Below are 18,642 nucleotides of genomic sequence, written 5' to 3'. Positions count from 1 at the left end.
GGAAGGCAACGGATTAGTACAGCAGCGAATAGAGCTGACGACGATATTTGGCGGCCAGCGCATCGCCGGTACCGAGGGCGGCGAGGATCTCCTGCAGCATCTTGCGCGCCTGGCCATCGCCGGCGCCTAAATCTTTCTGCAGATGGCTGAACAGCAGGGCCAGCGCTTCTTCATTACGCCCGACCTGATGCAGCTGCAGCGCCAGCTGGGAGGCCAACTGCGCATCCTCCGGATTCTGTTCCACCTGCTGCTGCAGTTGCTGGATTTCCGGGGTGTCGGCGGCCTGTTTGAGCAGCTCAATCTGCGCCACCAGACCCTGATAGTGGGTATCCTGATCCTGCAGAGGAATGGTTTTCAGCACGCTTTCCGCTTCATCGGAACGGTGCAGAGCAATCAGCGTTTCCGCCAGCAGCAGGCCAATCTGGCTTTCCTGATTCGACAGCTGCCAGGCTTCCTTCAGCAGCGGCAGGGCATCGGCGTATTTTTCTTCCTGCATCAGGGCCAGCGCCTGCTGAGCTTTCAGCTCCTCTTCACGGGGCAGGACTTTATCCAGCAGGGCGCGGATCGCTTCTTCCGGCTGCGGGCCTTCAAAACCATCCACCGGCTGGCCGTTCTGGAACAGATAAACCGTAGGGATGGCGCGCAGACCAAACTGTGAAGCGAGCATCTGCTCGGCGTCGCAATCGACCTTCGCCAGCGTGAACTGGCCGTTGTATTGGGCTGCCAGGCGCTCGAGCACCGGGGTCAGCTGTTCGCAGTGCTGGCTGCGGGCAGACCAGAAATAAAACAGCACCGGAACGTTCATGGACTGCTGTAGCGTCTGCTGCAGGTTCGCTTCGCTAATGTTGACAATATTCTGTTCGGACATGGGCATTTCTCGTTAGTCGATTTCTGTTTTACATGGGGGCGGCATTCCGCGCTTCAACTCAGCCGTGGATAATTTTGTCCATCGCGCGGGCAGGCAGCAGGCGCTTAAGCAGCGCCACCGCGTGGGTGACCAGGGTGACCGGATAGCGCAGCTTTGGTTTATCGCTGGTAAAAGCATGGCGCACTTTTTCCACCACCGCCTCCGGCCCGAGGGTAAAGCGGGCGGCGATGCCCGGATTTTCTACGGGCTTATCGCTTTGCGTCTGGTTGACGTTATCGGTAAAGCGGGTGCGGATCGGGCCCGGTTCAATCAGGCTGACCTGAATACCGCTGTGGCGCAGCTCCATGCGCAGCGCGTCGGACCATGCCTCGAGGGCATATTTACTGGCGGCATAGGCTCCGCGGCCGGGACTGGCGATAAGCCCCATCACCGAGGAGGTCATCACGATGCGCCCTTCGCCGTGCGGCGTCATCGCCGGCAGCAGCAGCATGGTGAGCTGATGCGCGCCGAAAAAGTTAGCGGAAAATTGCTGTTCCATCTGCTGGCGGCTGATGGTGTTCAGCGGGCCATAGACGCCATACCCGGCGTTATTGAACAGGCCGTAGAGACGATTATCGGTCAGCGCAATCACCTCCGCTGCCGCGCGCTCCACGCTCTGCGGGTCATCCAGATCGAGCAAAATACCGGTTAGCCCCAGCTCCTGCATCCGCGCGACATCCTCTGCTTTGCGGCAGGCCGCCAGCACGCGAAAGCCCTGGCGGGTTAAATCCAGCGCGCTTTCCAGACCAATTCCGCTGGAACAGCCTGTCACTAAAACCGTTTTTTGCATAACTTTACCTGTCAGCGACCCCTGGCGTTCAGGAGTCATGATTAACTAAGGGAGCCAGCCGCTTCGCCATCCAGTCGGCGATAAACGGCTGCGCGTCGCGATTTGGATGAATGCCGTCGTCCTGCATCCATTGCGGCTTGAGATAGACCTCCTCCATAAAAAAGGGCAGGAGAGGAATAGCGAATTCTTTGGCCAGGGCCGGGTAAATCGCGCCGAAGGCTTCATTATAGCGGCGGCCATAGTTCGCCGGCAGGTGAATTTGCATCAGCAGCGGCTCGGCGTTGGCCGCTTTGATATCTTTAATAATGGTGCGCAGCGTCTGCTCGGTCTGCTGCGGCGGAAAACCGCGCAGTCCGTCATTGCCGCCGAGCTCAACCAGCACCCAGCGCGGCTGGTGCTGCTTAAGCAGCGCTGGCAGGCGAGCCAACCCCTGCTGCGAGGTATCGCCGCTGATGCTGGCGTTCACCACCGGCGTTTTCGCCTGCCACTGCTCATTGAGCAGCGCAGGCCAGGCGGCGTTGGCCGCCATCCGATAGCCAGCGCTCAGGCTGTCGCCGAGGATCAGCAGCGTGTCCGCCGCCATCGCGCGGCAGGTAAACAGGAACAACAACAGGAAAGGCACATGCCAGCGGAAAACATACTTGAAGTTCATCATCTTAAGAAGTCCGTCGGTCAGGGGGAGCATCAGCTCTCCATCCTTACCGGAGTTGAGCTGGTTGTCAAACCGCGGCAGACCATCGCCCTGATCGGCGAGTCGGGTTCCGGTAAATCGACCCTGCTGGCGATCCTCGCCGGCCTCGACGATGGCAGCAGCGGGGAAGTATCGATGCTGGGCAAACCGCTGCACCGGATGGATGAAGAGGCGCGGGCGGCGCTGCGGGCGCAGCACGTTGGTTTTGTTTTTCAGTCGTTTATGCTGATCCCGACGCTCAACGCCCTGGAGAACGTCGAGCTGCCGGCGCTGTTGCGCGGCGCCAGCGATAGCCAGAGCCGGGGCGATGCCCGCGCGCTGCTTGAGCAGCTGGGACTTGGCAAACGCCTGCACCACCTGCCGGCGCAGCTCTCCGGCGGCGAACAGCAGCGGGTGGCGCTGGCCCGGGCCTTTAACGGGCGCCCGGCCATTCTGTTCGCCGATGAGCCCACCGGCAACCTCGATCGCCAGACCGGGGACAAAATTGCCGATCTGCTGTTCTCGCTTAATCGCGAACACGGCACCACCCTGATCCTCGTCACTCACGATCCGCTGCTGGCGGCGCGCTGCGATCGCCGTCTGCGCCTGGTGGATGGCCAGCTGCGGGAGGAAGCATGATCGCCCGCTGGTTCTGGCGCGAATGGCGCTCGCCGTCGCTGCTGATCGTCTGGCTGGCGTTAAGCCTCGCCGTGGCCTGCGTGCTGGCCCTGGGGTCGATAAGCGATCGGATGGAGAAAGGCCTTAGCCAGCAAAGCCGTGAGTTTATGGCCGGCGACCGTACGCTGCGCAGTTCGCGCGAGGTGCCCGCCGAGTGGATCGCACAGGCGCGGAAGTCAGGGCTGACCGTCGGCGAGCAGCTGAGCTTTGCCACCATGACGTTCGCCGGGGATACGCCGCAGCTGGCGGACGTTAAGGCGGTGGACGACCGCTATCCGCTGTATGGCACCCTCGAGACGCAACCGCCGGGGCTGAAGCCGCAGGCGGGGAGCGTGCTGCTGGCGCCAAGGCTGATGGCGCTCCTGAACCTGAAAACCGGCGATACGATTGACGTTGGCGATGCCACGCTGCGCATTGCCGGGGAGGTGATTCAGGAGCCGGATGCAGGGTTTAACCCCTTCCAGATGGCGCCGCGACTGATGATGAATATGGCCGACGTGGCAAAAACCGGGGCCGTGCAGCCCGGCAGTCGCGTCGCATGGCGCTATAAGTTCGCCGGCGACGCTGAACAGCTGGCCAATTATGAGCAGTGGCTGCTGCCGAAGCTCGGCCCGGAGCATCGCTGGATTGGTCTTGACCAGGACGACAGCGCGCTGGGCAAATCCCTCGAACGCTCGCAGCAATTCTTGTTGTTATCCGCGCTGTTGACGCTGCTGCTGGCCGTCGCCGCAGTGGCGGTAGCGATGAGCCACTACTGCCGCAGCCGCTATGATCTGGTCGCCATACTCAAGACGCTGGGCGCCGGAAGGTCGCAGCTGCGCAAGCTTATCGTCGGCCAATGGCTGCTGCTGTTGACGCTGTCGGTGATAACCGGCGGGGTGGCGGGCCTGGCGCTGGAGCGTCTGCTGCTGCTGGTGCTCAAACCGGTGCTGCCCGCCGCGTTACCCGCTGCCAGCGGTTGGCCGTGGCTGTGGGCTATCGGGGCGACAGGCGTCATTTCCCTGCTGGTGGGCCTGCGACCCTATCGACTGCTGCTGGCGACCCTGCCGCTGCGAGTGCTGCGTCAGGATGTGGTGGCTAACGTCTGGCCGTTGAAAATCTGGATCCCGGCGGTTAGCGTCGTGGTGGTGGGCCTGTTGGCCTGGCTGCTGGGCGGCAGCCCGCTGCTGTGGTCGGTGCTGGCCGGGGCGGTGGTGCTGGCGCTGCTGTGCGGCCTGGTGGGCTGGGGATTGCTGTGGCTGCTTAAACGCCTGACGCTCAAAGCCTTGCCGCTGCGTCTGGCGGTGAACCGCCTGCTGCGCCAGCCGTGGTCGACCCTCAGCCAGCTGGCGGCGTTTTCCCTGTCGTTTATGCTGCTGGCGCTCCTGTTGGTGCTGCGCGGCGATCTGCTTGACCGCTGGCAGCAGCAGTTGCCCCCGCAGAGCCCGAACTACTTTCTGATCAATATCGCCCCTGAGCAGATAGTGCCGGTGAAGACCTTCCTCGCCGAACACCAGACGCGGGCGGCGGAATTCTATCCGATCGTCCGGGCCCGTCTGACGCAGATCAACGGTCAATCCACGGACGGGAACAAAGACGAAGCGCTGAATCGCGAGCTTAATCTCACCTGGAGCGAACAGCGTCCGGATCATAATCCGCTGGTGGCCGGCAGCTGGCCGCCGAAGCCGGGCGAGGTATCGATTGAGGAGGGGCTGGCGCAGCGGCTGGGGATAAAGATCGGCGATACAGTGACCTTTACCGGCGATACCCAGGAGTTCAGCGCGAAGGTCAGCAGCGTGCGCAAAGTAGACTGGGAGAGCCTGCGGCCAAACTTCTTCTTTATTTTCCCCGCCGGGGCGCTGGACGGGCAGCCGCAGAGCTGGCTCACCAGCTTCCGCTGGGATAACGGTCCCGCGATGTTGACCCAGCTGAACCGCGAGTTTCCCACCGTCAGTCTGCTGGATATCGGCGCCATCCTGCGTCAGGTCGGCCAGGTGCTCTCCCAGGTCAGCCGGGCGCTGGAGGTGATGGTGGGCCTGGTGACAGCCTGCGGCGTGCTGCTGTTGCTGGCGCAGGTGCAGGTCGGTATGCGTCAACGCCATCAGGAGCTGGTGGTCTGGCGCACGCTGGGGGCAGGAAAATCGCTGCTGCGCGCTACGCTGTGGGCGGAGTTTGCCCTGCTGGGGCTGGTTTCCGGCCTGGTGGCGGCGATAGGCGCGGAAGTGGCGCTGGCGATGCTGCAGACGAAAGTCTTTGATTTTCCCTGGGCGCCGGACTGGCGCCTGTGGGTGTTGCTGCCGCTGACGGGAGCGGTGTTGTTATCCCTGTGCGGCGGCGGGCTGGGGCTGCGTCTGTTAAAAGGAAAAGCGCTATTCCGCCAGTTTAGCCAGTAAGAATATTGCATTTTGATGATGCGCCGCCTTTTTTGGCGGCGCTTTTATTTTAAACGCACAAATTGATAAATCATTGATTTTTAAGAGCACAAAACATTAAAAACCCAACAACACGCTATGCTGATTCGCGGTTAATATTCAACTGGAAAATATAAGGTGGCTTATTAATCAAGGAAAAACTATGGCACACACAATAAAAGCGCTGGCGATCTCGATCGGCGCAGCATTAGCGTTAACGTCATTGCCTTCCCACGCGGAGATTACGCTGCTGAAACAAGATCCGCAGGCGGGCGATCCGTTAAGCCGGCTTAACTTTACCGTCGGCGGCAGTATCCGGCCGCAGTTCAACATGATGACCGGCGATGGCGACAAAGGCTCCTATAAGCGTAACGGTTTTGACGGCGGCACCCGCTTCCGCTTCGCGGCGGATTACTACCTGTTCGATGATATTAGCTGGATCAGCTACTATGAGCTGGGCGTGAACATTCCGGCGCTGTTTGACTGGGATAACCACTACGCGGAAGGCGCGAACAATACCACCCGCCGCATGCTGTATACCGGCCTGAAAAGCGATACCTGGGGTACGTTAACCTACGGGCAGCAGAACAGCATTTACTATGATGTGGTGGGGGTGAAAACCGATATCTGGGACTACGATATGATCGGTCAGGCCCCGGGGAACGGTATTAATGGCGATTACGATGGCTCCTATCGTTCACGTAATATGCTGAAATATAAGAAAACTGTAGGTGATGTCGATCTTTACGGCTCTTATCTGTTCGAAGACAGCGAATACCTGCCGGGTAACGGCCTGCGTTACAAGCGTAAAGGCGGTGGTTCTGTTGGCGCGGACTACCACATCATGAAGGATCTGACCTGGGGTACCGCGTGGAACTACACCCGCGCCGAAATGCGCGACCCGTCAAGCGCCGACAGCAAAACCTATGACCAGAATATCGTCGGTACCGCGCTGAGCTGGACCCCGGATAACTGGACCTTCTCCTTCGGCGGCGGCTGGTATCAGAACTTCCTCACCACCAAGAAAACCGATGTGCATAATTACTTTGCCGGTGACGCCTGGGGGATTGAATATTTTGCGGGCTATAAATTCCCGATCAATCAATACGCTGTTAAATCTATTCAGCCGTACTTTATGGGCGACCGTCTGGAATATGTGAACGGCCGCAACTATCAGCGTATCGATAACGGTCTGGGGATTAGCTTCCAGCTGGATTACGGTTTCCGCGTTGACTACGAACACGTGTTTACCTCCAGCACCGACAACCTTGGCGATATGAACCTGGTCCGTCTGCGCTACGACTTCTAAGCGGTCACAACTCCCCGGTCGCGCGCGCTTACCGTGGCTACAAATCGCGCCGACCGGTAGCCCGGCTAAGGCGTTTACGCCGCAAGCCGGGACAATAGAGCATGCGATTACTTCGCCAGCCAGGCGGCGACCTCCTGCCAGCTGCCGCGAAAGAGAATTTTCCCGGCTTTTTTCCCCAACTGATAGCGATACATCGGGTCGTAGTATTCTTCCAGCAGCGGTACCAGCCAGGCAAAGTGCGCCTCGGTGCTGGCGGTGCGCTGCTGCTGCACCAGCGCCTCATCGAGCCGTTCAGTGAGCTGAGCAAAACGCTGCAGCCCCAGGCGACGGCGGATGGCAAACAGGCCGTGATGCAGATACTCGCCGTATGCCTGCCAGCCTTTCTCTTCGCCATACGCGGCGATAAAGTCGCGATACATGCGATCGAAATACTCTTCGCGCAGCCGTTCGAGGCGAACGTCAAACGGATCTTCCACCACCGCCAGCGGCGACTGCGCCATGCGGAGGCGCAGGCTCTCCGGTAGATGATTGGCGCCGATCATATGGCCTTCATCTTCCAGCACCCAGCGGGTCTGCTGTTCGGCTTTTTTAAGCAGGCTGACCGCCAGGTGGTTTTCAAAGGTGGCCTGCGGATGCTGATCCTGCAGGGTTCGACCGAATGAAGAACCGCGGTGATGAGCAAGCCCTTCCAGGTCGATACCGTCCGGGCGCGAGCAGACCAGTTGAGTTTTGCCGTTGCCGGTGCAGCCGCCAATCAGCACGATCGGGCGCTGCACCAGTTCGTCGGTGGCCTGGATCGCCGCCTGGCGTAGCGCTTTATAGCCGCCGACGATCAGGGGGTAATCCACGCCAGCTTCTTTCAGCCACTGCTGGACGATATGCGAGCGCTGGCCGCCGCGGGCGCAGCACAGGTAACCGTGCGGGTAACGGGCGCACGCTTCCAGCCACGCCTGAGTACGGCTGGCGCGCAGGTCACCCTGGACCAGTTTATGGCCGAGCGCCAGCGCCGCTTCCGGCCCCTGGCGCTTGTAGCAGGTGCCGACCGCGGCGCGTTCTTCATCATTCATCAGCGGCAGGTTGATCGCCGCCGGCATCGCGCTTTGGCTAAACTCCACCGGGGCGCGTACGTCAATCAGTGGCGTATCGCTGGCGAGGATCTGCAGAATATTTTTGGGTACTGATTCCATCATTTTAACCGTTAGGCAATCCAGACGCGTCGCTCGACGCGATAATTTTCCTATTGTACGCGGTGAGCGCCCGGGAGGATTGATTTTTCACGGTGTATTGCTGAATAGCTTCAGGAAGCCCGCAATTTCCGGTGCAGAATGGCTGAACAATGAAGCGATATCCTGTACCGCTTTACCATGATGATCTTTACGCCAGGCGAGACTCAATGGCGAAGGGGGACGCATGGTCGGAATGTGTCGGGCGATCAGCTTGCCCTGAGCGATAAGCGGCAGGCACAGCGGTTCCGGTAAAAAGCCGATGCCGACGCCGGCGAGATGGGCGGCAACTTTGGTTTCAATATCGGGAACCACTATCTCTTTTTGCCCGGGCAGACGCCAGGCGACGCGCTTCGTCAGCCGTCGGGCGCTGTCCTCAATATTCACCGCCGGATAGCGCCGCAATTGAGCCTCTGATAGCGGGTCGGTTTGCTGGCTTAGCGGGTGATGCGGCGACATCACGAAGAGCCAGGTCACCTCACCCAGTGGGTAGACCGCCATGTTTTCCGCTAACGGTTCGGTGCCGGTCACGCCAATCGCCAGGGAGAAGTCGTCATGCAGCAGCGTATCCCAGACGCCCATATAGATTTGTCGTGAAAAATGAAATTGCGTAAAAGGGTAGCGCTGGGTGAGCCAGGCCAGCAGCCGGGCAATGGCCTGCGGGTCGTACATCAGATTATTCACGACAATGTTGACCTGGCGCTCTACCCCGTCGTTTATCTGCTGAAGCTCGCCGGGCATACTATCAATCCACCCCAGCCACTCTCTGGCTTGCGCCAGCAGGTGCATCCCGGCCGGCGTCAACAGTACGCTGCGCGTTGTGCGGGAAAAGAGAGCGACACCGGTGTTGTCCTCCAGTAATTTGATGCGATAGCTGATGGTGGCGGTTGTTTTATAAAGTTTTTCCGCTGCTCTTGAGAAGCTGCCGGTCTCAGCGACGCTGACAAAGGTGCGTAATGTTTCGGGATCGAGCATCGCCATATTCCTCGTTATTTAATAATTGACCCATGATTTTTAAGTATTTTTTCATAATAACCTTTTCAATAATGTGGGTTAAATCAGATTTTGGAAAATTATTCCAACTTATAGTGTTGTCACGCTTAGATGGCTGTGGATTGCGCAGCTTCTCTACCCCCTTCGACGTTGGGAAGGGGAACGGTTTTTAATGAATAAGGAACAGCTCATGAAGCTTGAAGTATTGCCCCTGACGCGAGATGCATTCCGCCCGTATGGGGATGTTATCGAAACGGAAGGACAGGATTTTTTTCACATCAATGATGGCAAAGTACAGCGTTTTCACGATCTGGCGATGGTGGAGACGTTACAGCAGGATCGTACGCTCATTAGCATTAATCGTGCGCAACCCGCCGTGCTGCCGATTATTGTCACCGAACTGGAGCGCCATCCGCTTGGTACCCAGGCGTTTGTGCCGATGCGGGGGGAGGCCTTTGTCGTGGTGGTCGCGGCAGGCGGCGATGAGCCGGACATGAACACGCTGCGTGCGTTTATCTCAAATGGCCGTCAGGGGGTGAATTACCACCGTAATGTCTGGCACCATCCGCTGTTTGCCTGGCAGACGGAAACCGATTTTTTAACCGTCGATCGCGGCGGAAAAGACAACTGCGATGTCGTAAAGATCCCGACCGTGGAGCTGAGCTTTGCGTGAGGTTACACGTGACGCTGTCGATTATCTTGCATAACATGTGGGCGCTTACACACTATTTATGCTCAGGTTTTGAGCCGGAGATAATCGAGGTATGACAGAAGTGAGAAGGCGTGGAAGGCCTGGCCAGCAGGAGCCTTCCGCGCAAAAAGGCGCACAGGCGCTGGAGAGAGGGATCGCGATATTGCAATACCTGGAAAAGAGCGGCGGCAGCTCGTCGGTTAGCGATATTTCCCTGAATCTGGACTTACCGTTATCGACCACCTTTCGCCTGCTAAAAGTGCTGGAAGGCGCGGATTTTGTCTATCAGGACAGCCAGTTAGGTTGGTGGCATATCGGTCTTGGCGCGTTCAATATCGGCTCGGCCTACATCCATAACCGGGACGTTTTATCCGTCGGTGGGCCCTTTATGCGGCGGCTGATGCTGATGTCGGGGGAGACAGTCAACGTGGCGATTCGCAATGGCAACGAAGCGGTACTGATTGGCCAGCAGGAGTGCAAGTCGATGGTGCGAATGTGCGCGCCGCTCGGCAGTCGACTCCCGCTCCATGCTTCAGGCGCCGGGAAAGCGCTGTTGTATCCGCTGCCTGCGGAAGAGTTGGTGGATGTGATTGTGAAGACCGGCCTGCAGCGGTTTACGCCGACGACGATTGTGGATTTGCCGGTCCTGCAGCGAAATCTAGATGAGGCGCGAGCCTGCGGCTACAGCATTGACCAGGAGGAGCATGTGACAGGATTAAACTGTATTGCTTCAGCGGTTTACGATGATGTGGGCTCCGTGGTAGCGGCCATTTCGATTTCCGGACCTGCGTCCAGGCTAACCCCGGACCGTTTTGTCAGCCAGGGCGAGCTGGTAAGGGAGACGGCAAGGAATATCAGTACCGCGCTGGGCCTTAAACCCCAGGCCGACTGATCGCCGATCCAACCCGCTCACTTGAGCGGGACTTTTTTGATTATGTTTAGATTTGGAAAAATTTTCCAATAAAGTGAGGTTGTAAAAATGGCAAAAATGAGAGCCGTTGACGCGGCAATGTATGTTCTGGAAAAAGAAGGGGTTAACACGGCATTTGGCGTGCCTGGCGCGGCTATTAACCCGTTTTATTCTGCGATGCGTAAGCACGGCGGGATCCGCCATATTCTTGCCCGCCATGTTGAAGGCGCGTCTCATATGGCTGAAGGCTATACCCGCGCGACTGCCGGTAATATTGGTGTCTGTTTGGGGACCTCCGGTCCGGCGGGTACGGATATGATCACCGCCCTGTACTCTGCCTCCGCGGACTCGATTCCGATTCTGTGCATCACCGGCCAGGCGCCGCGCGCGCGCCTGCATAAAGAGGATTTTCAGGCGGTGGATATTGAATCTATTGCTAAACCAGTTACCAAGATGGCGGTGACTGTCCGAGAGGCGGCGCTAGTTCCGGGCGTGCTGCAGCAGGCTTTCCATCTGATGCGCTCCGGTAGACCGGGACCGGTGCTCATCGATTTGCCTTATGATGTCCAGGTGGCAGAAATCGAATTCGACCCTGAGCTTTACTCGCCGCTGCCGGCTTATAAACCGATCGCCACGCGTCCGCAAATTGAAAAGGCACTGGCGCTGTTAGTCCAGGCTGAACGTCCGGTGATTGTTGCCGGTGGCGGGGTGATTAACGCCGATGCCGCCGCGCTGCTGCAACAATTTGCGGAAATCACCCATGTCCCGGTGATCCCGACCCTGATGGGCTGGGGCTGTATACCGGACGACCACGAACTGATGGCCGGAATGGTCGGCTTACAAACCGCGCATCGCTACGGCAACGCCACGTTGTTGGCCTCAGATCTGGTGTTCGGGATTGGCAACCGCTTTGCGAATCGTCATACCGGCTCGGTTGAGAAGTACACCGCAGGCCGCAAAATTATTCATATCGACATTGAACCGACGCAGATTGGCCGTGTACTGTGCCCGGACTTAGGCATTGTCTCCGATGCCAAAGCGGCGTTAATTCAGCTGGTAGACATTGCGCAGCAAATGCAAAAAGAGGGTCGCCTGCCGCGTCGCGAGAGCTGGGTTAGCGAGTGTCAGGCGCGCAAGCGTACGCTGCTGCGTAAAACCCACTTCGATAACGTGCCGGTTAAACCGCAGCGCGTCTATGAAGAGATGAATAAAGCGTTTGGCCGGGACGTATGCTATGTCACCACCATTGGCCTGTCGCAAATCGCCGCCGCGCAGATGCTGCATGTGTTTAAAGACCGCCACTGGATCAACTGCGGTCAGGCGGGGCCGCTGGGCTGGACGCTTCCCGCTGCGTTGGGCGTTTGCGCTGCCGATCCTGAGCGCAACGTGGTCGCGATTTCCGGCGACTTCGACTTCCAGTTTCTGATTGAAGAGCTGGCGGTAGGCGCCCAGTTCAATATTCCCTATATCCATGTCCTGGTGAACAACGCCTATCTCGGCTTGATCCGCCAGTCGCAACGCGCCTTTGACATGGACTACTGCGTTCAGCTGGCGTTTGAAAATATTAACTCCAGCGAAGTAAACGGCTACGGCGTCGATCATGTGAAGGTCGCGGAGGGACTCGGTTGTAAAGCAATTCGCGTCTTCAAGCCTGAGGATATTGCCCCCGCGTTTGAGCAGGCCAAAGCATGGATGAAAGCCTATCGCGTGCCGGTCGTTGTGGAAGTGATCCTCGAGCGCGTAACCAATATCTCCATGGGCAGCGAACTGGATAATGTCATGGAGTTCGAAGACGTTGCCGATAGCGCCATTGACGCACCAACCGAAACTTGTTTCATGAAATATGAATAAATGAGGTGACATTATGTTGCGCTTTTCTGCCAACCTTTCCATGTTATTTCAGGAATATGATTTTCTGGATCGCTTTGAGAAAGCGGCGGCCTGTGGTTTTCGCGCTGTTGAATTTATGTTTCCCTATGACTATGCCCCCGAGCTATTAAAGCAAAAGCTGAGCGACAACCAGCTGGAACATACTTTACACAATTTACCCGCTGGTGACTGGGCGGCAGGGGAACGAGGCATCGCCTGTATTCCAGGCCGCGAAGTGGAGTTTCGCGAAGGTGTCGACGCCGCAATCCGCTACGCCAAAGCGCTGGGCAATCGTAAAATTAACTGTCTGGTCGGCAAAACTCCGGTGGGTTATCGCGAAGAACATATTCGCTCAACGCTGGTGGCGAATTTACGTTTTGCCGCCGCCGCGCTGGCCCAGGAAGGTATCCTGCTGCTAATTGAGCCGATCAATTACTTCGACATGCCGGGCTTTTATCTGAATACCACGCATCAGGCGTTGGCGCTGATTGATGAAGTGGGTAATGATAATCTGAAAATTCAGTACGATATTTACCATATGCAGCGTATGGAGGGAGAATTAACCCATACGATGCAAACTTACGCTAATCGTATCGGTCACTTACAGATCGCGGATAATCCGAATCGAGGTGAGCCCGGGACCGGTGAAATTAATTATGAGTATCTTTTTAATTTCATTGATAAATCAAACTATGACGGTTGGGTAGGTTGTGAATATAAACCATTGACTACCACCGAAGCGGGACTGACATGGTTTAATCGCTACCGCTAATTTTTAATTTATCGTTGGGCAGTATTTATTATTCCAGACGCAGGGGATTTATTTCCTGACAACCGGAAGGGATAGCTATTGCCCAGATAAATCGAAATATACATTGTGAGAGGATACTTATGAAGCTGGGATTTATTGGTTTGGGGATTATGGGCACCCCGATGGCGCTCCGTCTTGCCAAAGCAGGCCATGCACTGCACGTTACCACTATTGGGCCTGTTGCTGACGAATTGCTCAAGCACGGGGCGCAACATCTGGCCTGCGCAGAACAGGTGGCGGAGCAGTCAGACATTATTTTTATTATGGTACCCGATACCCCGCAGGTTGCCGAGGTGCTGTTTGGCGAACATGGTTGTGCTAAAGCGGTTCTGAAGGGCAAAATTATTGTGGATATGAGTTCTATCTCGCCGATAGAAACGAAACGTTTTGCGCAGCAGGTGCGGGATCTGGGCGCCGATTACCTTGATGCGCCGGTCTCCGGCGGCGAAATTGGCGCACGTGAAGGCACGCTCTCCATTATGGTTGGCGGCGATGAAAATATCTTTGCCCGCGTGAAACCGCTGTTTGATATTTTGGGTAAAAATATCACCCTCGTCGGAGGGAACGGCGACGGTCAGACCTGTAAAGTCGCCAATCAAATTATTGTCGCGCTGAATATTGAAGCGGTGTCCGAAGCGCTGGTTTTTGCCTCTAAAGCCGGGGCGGACCCTGCTCGCGTTCGTCAGGCTTTGATGGGCGGTTTCGCTTCCTCACGTATTCTGGAAGTGCACGGTGAAAGAATGCTCAACCGCACCTTTAATCCAGGCTTTAAAATTTCTCTGCACCAGAAGGATCTCAATCTGGCTCTGCAGAGCGCTAAAGCCCTGGCGCTTAATCTGCCGAATACTGCTACCTGTCAGGAACTTTTTAATACTTGTGCCGCCAATGGAGGGAGCGAGTTAGATCATTCGTCTCTGATTCAGGCCCTGGAATTAATGGCAAATCATCAAATAGCGTAATAAGCGTAAAGCTGCCGAAACCGGCAGCTTTATTTGAACCTCACAGGTGACTTTATGGATACAATCAATAACAAAGGTGTCGACTATTGGAAGAAAATAGTCGTGGTAATGAGTCTGGGCTGGGTGGCAATTTGGATCTATCGTACCGTGTTAACGCCGATTTATCCGGAGATTCAGGCGTCATTAGGTAACGTCAGTAATGCTGAAATTGGCGCGATTGCCAGCTTCTATTTTCTGGCCTACTGCGGCATGCAGATCCCCTGCGGCATTCTGGTGGATAAACTGGGCCAGAAAATTATGCTGATGTGCGGTTTTTCGCTATTTATTATCGGTACCCTGAGTATCGCTAATGCCGGAAATCTGACGCTGATTTATATCGGCTCGCTACTGGCCGGCGCCGGTTGCGCCTCCTTCTTTAGTTCCGCCTATTCGCTCTCCTCGGCCAACGTGCCGCAGGAACGCCGGGCGCTGGCGAACGCCATCATCAACAGCGGCTCTGCCATTGGCATGGGGATTGGCCTGATTGGTTCAAGTATTCTGGTCAAAAGCATGCACATGGCCTGGCAAAACGTGTTGTTTATCGTCGCTGCGATTCTGCTGGTGATGCTCTGCGTGTTTACCCTGGTCATTCGCCGCAAAATGAAAGAACCCGCCGCAGCGGAAAATAAAACGAACGCAGCGGCGTCAACGCCGGTTGCGGAAGAGAAATCGGCGCCGCTGTTCTCGCCATTACTGTGCAGCGTGTACTTCCTCTATTTCTGTACCTGCTACGGCTACTATCTGATCGTGACCTGGCTACCCTCTTATCTTCAGACCGAACGCGGGTTTGACGGTGGGGCGATTGGTTTTGCTTCCGCGCTGGTGGCGGTGGTCGGGGTGCCGGGCGCGCTGTTCTTTAGCCATCTCTCGGATAAATTCCGCGACAGTAAAGTCAAAGTTATTCTCGGGCTGGAGATAGTCGCGGCGGCCATGTTGATGTTTACCGTTCTGTCGCCAAATACCGCCATGCTGATGATTAGCCTGGTACTGTACGGGTTGCTGGGCAAAATGGCCGTTGATCCGATTCTTATCTCGTTCGTCTCCGAGCAGGCGTCAGCGAAAACGTTAGGCCGCGCCTTTAGCTTATTTAATTTCTTTGGTATGAGTTCTGCGGTAGTTGCACCGACGCTCACCGGCTTTATTTCCGACCTGACCGGATCGAAAGAAATTAGTTTTGTGATGTCTGCTGGACTGGTTGTTACCGGGACGGTAATTTTTGCCCTGATTACCTTGCGCAAGAATAAAATACCGTCAAAGTCCATCACCGTATAATAAAAATAAATAATAAAAATTGTTGTTCCACATAGCTAAACCTACAAACGTAATCCGATGCGTATTAAGAGGGAATTATGGAACAAACTCAAGACCTATACAAAACCAGGGGCTATAGTGATGATCTATTGCCGAAATCAGACGCTCAGCGTAACTGGAAAACATTCAATTATTTTACGTTGTGGATGGGTTCTGTACACAACGTACCAAATTATGTGATGGTGGGTGGTTTTTTTATCCTTGGACTTTCCACTTTTAGCATTATGATGGCGATAATATTAAGTGCCTTTATTATTGCCCTGGCCATGGTGTTTAACGGTGCTGCCGGAAGTAAATATGGCGTACCCTTCGCGATGATATTAAGAGCCTCATATGGAGTACGCGGTGCATTATTGCCCGGACTGCTCAGAGGCGGTATCGCGGCGATTATGTGGTTTGGCTTGCAATGCTACGCCGGATCGCTGGCATTTCTGATCTTATTAGGCAAATTATGGCCTGCGTTTCTGACGCTTGGCGGTGATTTTAAGCTGCTGGGGCTGTCATTGCCGGGGTTGATCGCCTTTCTGGTGTTCTGGTTGATTAACGTCGGGATTGGCTTTGGTGGCGGAAAAGTGCTGAATAAATTTACCGCAATCCTCAACCCCTGCATCTATATCGTCTTCGGCGGCATGGCTATCTGGGCCATTTCGCTGGTAGGATTCGGCCCGATCCTCGACTACCTGCCGACCGGGGTGGCAAAAGCGGAACATACCGGTTTCTTGTTCCTGGTGGTGATCAATGCGGTGGTGGCCGTCTGGGCCGCTCCGGCAGTCAGCGCCTCGGATTTCACCCAGAACGCGCGCTCATTTCGCGAGCAGGCTATTGGTCAGACGCTTGGACTCGTGGTGGCCTATATTCTTTTTGCGGTCGCCGGCGTCTGTATTATCGCCGGGGCCAGTATCCACTATGGTATGGATACCTGGAACGTGCTGGATATAGTGCAGAAATGGGACAGCCTGTTTGCCTCGTTCTTTGCGGTGCTGGTGATATTGATGACCACGATTTCCACCAACGCTACCGGTAATATTATACCGGCAGGCTATCAGATCGCGGCGATTGCTCCAGCCAAACTGACCTATAAAAATGGCGTGCTCATCGCCAGTATTATTAGCTTACTGATTTGCCCATGGAAATTAATGGAGAATCAAGACAGTATTTATCTCTTTCTCGATATTATTGGCGGGATGTTGGGGCCGGTTATTGGTGTAATGATGGCTCACTATTTCATCGTTATGCGTGGGCAAATAAATCTTGATGAACTTTATACCGCACCAGGGGATTATAAATATTTTGATAATGGTTTTAATGTTACCGCATTCCTGGTAACCATTGTAGCAGTTATTTTATCTCTCGGTGGGAAGTTTATTCCTTTGCTGGAACCTTTCTCCCGTGTGTCATGGTTTGTCGGTGTTATTGTCGCTTTTGTTGCGTACGCTTTGCTGAAGAAACGGGCGCAACCCAATAATCTGACACGGCCAAATACTGTTAGTTAATTTAATTTTAACCAGGAAAGTTTATTTCATGGATGAAGCATTACCGGCCAAAGCCATTGTTATTGCGGCACGCAATGTCGCAGCAGAAGTATGGCGGCTGACCCATCTGTACACATACAAGGAGTTATTATGTCTTTTGATTTAATCATTAAAAACGGCACTGTTATTCTGGAAAACGAATCCCGGGTAGTCGATATCGCGGTGAACGACGGTAAAATCGCTGCTATTGGTGAGCACCTGGGCGAGGCGAAGCAGGTCATGGATGCCACGGGGCTGATCGTTTCGCCGGGCATGGTCGATGCGCATACGCATATCTCTGAACCTGGTCGTACCCACTGGGAGGGTTACGAAACCGGGACTCGCGCGGCGGCAAAAGGCGGCATCACCACGATGATTGAAATGCCGCTGAATCAGCTACCGGCCACCGTTGACCGGCAGACCATTGAGCTGAAATTCGACGCGGCGAAAGGCAAACTGACCATCGATGCCGCGCAGCTTGGCGGCCTGGTCTCTTATAACCTCGACCGACTGCATGAGCTGGATGAAGTGGGAGTGGTGGGATTCAAATGCTTCGTCGCCACCTGCGGTGACCGCGGGATCGATAACGACTTCCGCGACGTCAACGATTGGCAGTTCTTCAAAGGCATACAAAAGCTGGCCGAAATGAAGCAGACCGTGCTGGTGCACTGCGAAAACGCGCTGATCTGCGACGAGCTAGGCGAAGAGGCGAAAAGGGAAGGCCGCGTGACGGCGCATGATTATGTAGCCTCTCGGCCGGTCTTCACCGAAGTGGAAGCCATTCGCCGCGTTCTGTATCTGGCGAAAGTCGCCGGTTGCCGCTTGCATGTGTGTCATGTCAGCAGCCCGGAAGGGGTAGCCGAAGTGACCCGCGCCCGTCAGGAAGGGCAGGATGTGACTTGTGAATCTTGCCCGCACTACTTTGTACTGGATACCGATCAGTTTGCAGAGATCGGTACCTTGGCGAAGCGCTCTCCGCCGATCCGCGATGCGGAAAACCAGAAAGGCATGTGGGAAAAACTGTTCAACGGAGAAATCGACTGCCTGGTCTCCGACCATTCGCCGTGCCCACCGGAAATGAAGGCTGGCAATATCATGCAGGCCTGGGGCGGGATTGCCGGTCTGCAAAACTGCATGGACGTGATGTTCGATGAAGCGGTGCAGAAACGCGGTATGTCTCTGCCGCAGTTTGCCCGTCTGATGGCGACCAACGCCGCCGATATTTTCGGCCTGAAGCATAAGGGCCGCATTGCCCCGGGTAAAGACGCCGACCTGGTGTTTATTCAGCCGAACAGCAGCTACGTCTTACGGGCAGAAGACCTCGAATATCGCCACAAAGTCAGCCCTTACGTGGGTCGCAAGATTGGCGCTCGGATTGCTAAAACCATTCTGCGCGGCGAGGTGATCTATGACATCGAACAGGGCTTCCCGCGCGAGCCGAAGGGGAAATTTATCCTTAAGCATCAGCAGTAACGGGCGAATAAAAAGTTGGGGAAGGTTTTCTCCCTCTCTCTTTGGGAGAGGGCCGGGGTTAGGGCATTGGTGGGTACATTTCCCCTCACCCTATCCCTCTTCCTAAAA

At 55.8% G+C, this 18,642-nt stretch carries 17 protein-coding genes; 11 read left to right on the top strand and 6 right to left on the bottom strand.

All coding sequences use genetic code 11. The features are described from left to right. Positions 1–13 precede the first annotated feature (13 nt). The 3 genes from ACR809_RS19170 to tesA are packed head-to-tail and all read right to left on the bottom strand — an operon-like array spanning position 14 to position 2,349. Positions 14–868 carry a co-chaperone YbbN gene (locus tag ACR809_RS19170; RefSeq protein WP_002892263.1) on the bottom strand — a complete coding sequence of 285 codons (855 nt, stop codon included), beginning with the start codon at positions 866–868 and terminating at the stop codon, positions 14–16. A gap of 58 nt (positions 869–926) precedes the next feature. Continuing rightward, positions 927–1,736 carry an SDR family oxidoreductase gene (locus tag ACR809_RS19165; protein WP_009484702.1) on the bottom strand — a complete coding sequence of 270 codons (810 nt, stop codon included), beginning with the start codon at positions 1,734–1,736 and terminating at the stop codon, positions 927–929. Continuing rightward, entirely contained in the window at positions 1,726–2,349 is a 624-nt protein-coding gene (gene tesA / locus ACR809_RS19160; protein ID WP_004196998.1) for a multifunctional acyl-CoA thioesterase I/protease I/lysophospholipase L1, read from the bottom strand. The genes ACR809_RS19165 and tesA overlap by 11 nt, the downstream gene beginning before the upstream one ends. Here tesA and ybbA point away from each other — a divergent pair. Beyond that, positions 2,320–3,006 carry a putative ABC transporter ATP-binding protein YbbA gene (gene ybbA, locus ACR809_RS19155; RefSeq protein WP_004146399.1) on the top strand — a complete coding sequence of 229 codons (687 nt, stop codon included), beginning with the start codon at positions 2,320–2,322 and terminating at the stop codon, positions 3,004–3,006. The two genes, tesA and ybbA, sit on opposite strands and share 30 nt — an antisense overlap. Further along, positions 3,003–5,417, top strand: coding sequence for a putative ABC transporter permease subunit YbbP (ybbP, locus tag ACR809_RS19150; RefSeq protein ID WP_004147400.1), 2,415 nt, complete (start codon positions 3,003–3,005; stop codon positions 5,415–5,417). The genes ybbA and ybbP overlap by 4 nt, the downstream gene beginning before the upstream one ends. On the opposite strand, the gene ACR809_RS19145 is transcribed toward ybbP, so the two are convergent. Beyond that, positions 5,394–5,507 carry a hypothetical protein gene (locus tag ACR809_RS19145; protein ID WP_020316407.1) on the bottom strand — a complete coding sequence of 38 codons (114 nt, stop codon included), beginning with the start codon at positions 5,505–5,507 and terminating at the stop codon, positions 5,394–5,396. The genes ybbP and ACR809_RS19145 overlap by 24 nt on opposite strands. A gap of 91 nt (positions 5,508–5,598) precedes the next feature. Between ACR809_RS19145 and ACR809_RS19140 the strand changes: the two genes are divergently transcribed. Further along, complete coding sequence (locus ACR809_RS19140; protein ID WP_004142997.1) at positions 5,599–6,744, top strand: porin; 1,146 nt, start codon at positions 5,599–5,601, stop codon at positions 6,742–6,744. Positions 6,745–6,851: 107 nt separating this feature from the next. Here ACR809_RS19140 and mnmH read toward each other — a convergent pair whose 3' ends face one another. Both mnmH and allS read right to left on the bottom strand, forming a co-directional pair. Beyond that, positions 6,852–7,931: a tRNA 2-selenouridine(34) synthase MnmH gene (mnmH, locus tag ACR809_RS19135; RefSeq protein ID WP_040181942.1), complete on the bottom strand. Its 1,080-nt coding sequence runs from the start codon at positions 7,929–7,931 to the stop codon at positions 6,852–6,854. A gap of 87 nt (positions 7,932–8,018) precedes the next feature. Further along, positions 8,019–8,942 (bottom strand): HTH-type transcriptional activator AllS, encoded by a 924-nt coding sequence (gene allS, locus ACR809_RS19130; protein WP_012737527.1) that lies wholly within the window; start codon positions 8,940–8,942, stop codon positions 8,019–8,021. Between the two features lie 208 nt (positions 8,943–9,150). Between allS and allA the strand changes: the two genes are divergently transcribed. The 8 genes from allA (at position 9,151) to allB (ending at position 18,534) form a co-directional block, all read left to right on the top strand. After that, complete coding sequence (gene allA, locus ACR809_RS19125; protein WP_087787921.1) at positions 9,151–9,633, top strand: ureidoglycolate lyase; 483 nt, start codon at positions 9,151–9,153, stop codon at positions 9,631–9,633. Between the two features lie 91 nt (positions 9,634–9,724). Further along, complete coding sequence (gene allR, locus ACR809_RS19120; RefSeq protein ID WP_012737529.1) at positions 9,725–10,543, top strand: HTH-type transcriptional repressor AllR; 819 nt, start codon at positions 9,725–9,727, stop codon at positions 10,541–10,543. Positions 10,544–10,630: 87 nt separating this feature from the next. Beyond that, positions 10,631–12,412 carry a glyoxylate carboligase gene (gene gcl, locus ACR809_RS19115; protein WP_014907964.1) on the top strand — a complete coding sequence of 594 codons (1,782 nt, stop codon included), beginning with the start codon at positions 10,631–10,633 and terminating at the stop codon, positions 12,410–12,412. A gap of 13 nt (positions 12,413–12,425) precedes the next feature. Continuing rightward, positions 12,426–13,202: a hydroxypyruvate isomerase gene (gene hyi / locus ACR809_RS19110; protein WP_012737531.1), complete on the top strand. Its 777-nt coding sequence runs from the start codon at positions 12,426–12,428 to the stop codon at positions 13,200–13,202. A 119-nt stretch (positions 13,203–13,321) separates the two neighbouring features. Then, complete coding sequence (gene glxR, locus ACR809_RS19105) at positions 13,322–14,200, top strand: 2-hydroxy-3-oxopropionate reductase (RefSeq protein WP_012737532.1); 879 nt, start codon at positions 13,322–13,324, stop codon at positions 14,198–14,200. 54 nt (positions 14,201–14,254) lie between these two features. After that, the gene (locus tag ACR809_RS19100) at positions 14,255–15,511 is read left to right on the top strand and encodes an MFS transporter (RefSeq protein WP_040222130.1); all 1,257 of its coding nucleotides are present in this window, start codon (positions 14,255–14,257) and stop codon (positions 15,509–15,511) included. Between the two features lie 77 nt (positions 15,512–15,588). Next, positions 15,589–17,043 (top strand): allantoin transporter, encoded by a 1,455-nt coding sequence (locus ACR809_RS19095; RefSeq protein WP_048264408.1) that lies wholly within the window; start codon positions 15,589–15,591, stop codon positions 17,041–17,043. A 129-nt stretch (positions 17,044–17,172) separates the two neighbouring features. Beyond that, positions 17,173–18,534, top strand: coding sequence for an allantoinase AllB (allB, locus tag ACR809_RS19090; protein ID WP_122051506.1), 1,362 nt, complete (start codon positions 17,173–17,175; stop codon positions 18,532–18,534). Positions 18,535–18,642: the final 108 nt, after the last annotated feature.

Source organism: Klebsiella sp. CD33 (assembly GCF_051992865.1).
GTDB lineage: Bacteria > Pseudomonadota > Gammaproteobacteria > Enterobacterales > Enterobacteriaceae > Klebsiella > Klebsiella pneumoniae.
The sequence above is the reverse complement of the archived record's forward strand: the minus strand, read 5'-3'. Positions and strand labels throughout refer to the sequence as shown.

Coding starts and splice junctions, on each gene's coding strand:
- allR (WP_012737529.1), top strand. CDS start 9,725: ATGACAGAAGTGAGAAGGCGTGGAAGGCCTGGCCAGCAGGAGCCTTCC.
- ACR809_RS19095 (WP_048264408.1), top strand. CDS start 15,589: ATGGAACAAACTCAAGACCTATACAAAACCAGGGGCTATAGTGATGAT.
- ACR809_RS19165 (WP_009484702.1), bottom strand. CDS start 1,736: ATGACTCCTGAACGCCAGGGGTCGCTGACAGGTAAAGTTATGCAAAAA.
- ACR809_RS19170 (WP_002892263.1), bottom strand. CDS start 868: ATGTCCGAACAGAATATTGTCAACATTAGCGAAGCGAACCTGCAGCAG.
- gcl (WP_014907964.1), top strand. CDS start 10,631: ATGGCAAAAATGAGAGCCGTTGACGCGGCAATGTATGTTCTGGAAAAA.
- mnmH (WP_040181942.1), bottom strand. CDS start 7,931: ATGGAATCAGTACCCAAAAATATTCTGCAGATCCTCGCCAGCGATACG.
- ACR809_RS19100 (WP_040222130.1), top strand. CDS start 14,255: ATGGATACAATCAATAACAAAGGTGTCGACTATTGGAAGAAAATAGTC.
- hyi (WP_012737531.1), top strand. CDS start 12,426: ATGTTGCGCTTTTCTGCCAACCTTTCCATGTTATTTCAGGAATATGAT.
- allS (WP_012737527.1), bottom strand. CDS start 8,942: ATGCTCGATCCCGAAACATTACGCACCTTTGTCAGCGTCGCTGAGACC.
- ybbP (WP_004147400.1), top strand. CDS start 3,003: ATGATCGCCCGCTGGTTCTGGCGCGAATGGCGCTCGCCGTCGCTGCTG.
- allB (WP_122051506.1), top strand. CDS start 17,173: ATGTCTTTTGATTTAATCATTAAAAACGGCACTGTTATTCTGGAAAAC.
- ybbA (WP_004146399.1), top strand. CDS start 2,320: ATGCCAGCGGAAAACATACTTGAAGTTCATCATCTTAAGAAGTCCGTC.
- allA (WP_087787921.1), top strand. CDS start 9,151: ATGAAGCTTGAAGTATTGCCCCTGACGCGAGATGCATTCCGCCCGTAT.
- glxR (WP_012737532.1), top strand. CDS start 13,322: ATGAAGCTGGGATTTATTGGTTTGGGGATTATGGGCACCCCGATGGCG.
- ACR809_RS19140 (WP_004142997.1), top strand. CDS start 5,599: ATGGCACACACAATAAAAGCGCTGGCGATCTCGATCGGCGCAGCATTA.
- tesA (WP_004196998.1), bottom strand. CDS start 2,349: ATGAACTTCAAGTATGTTTTCCGCTGGCATGTGCCTTTCCTGTTGTTG.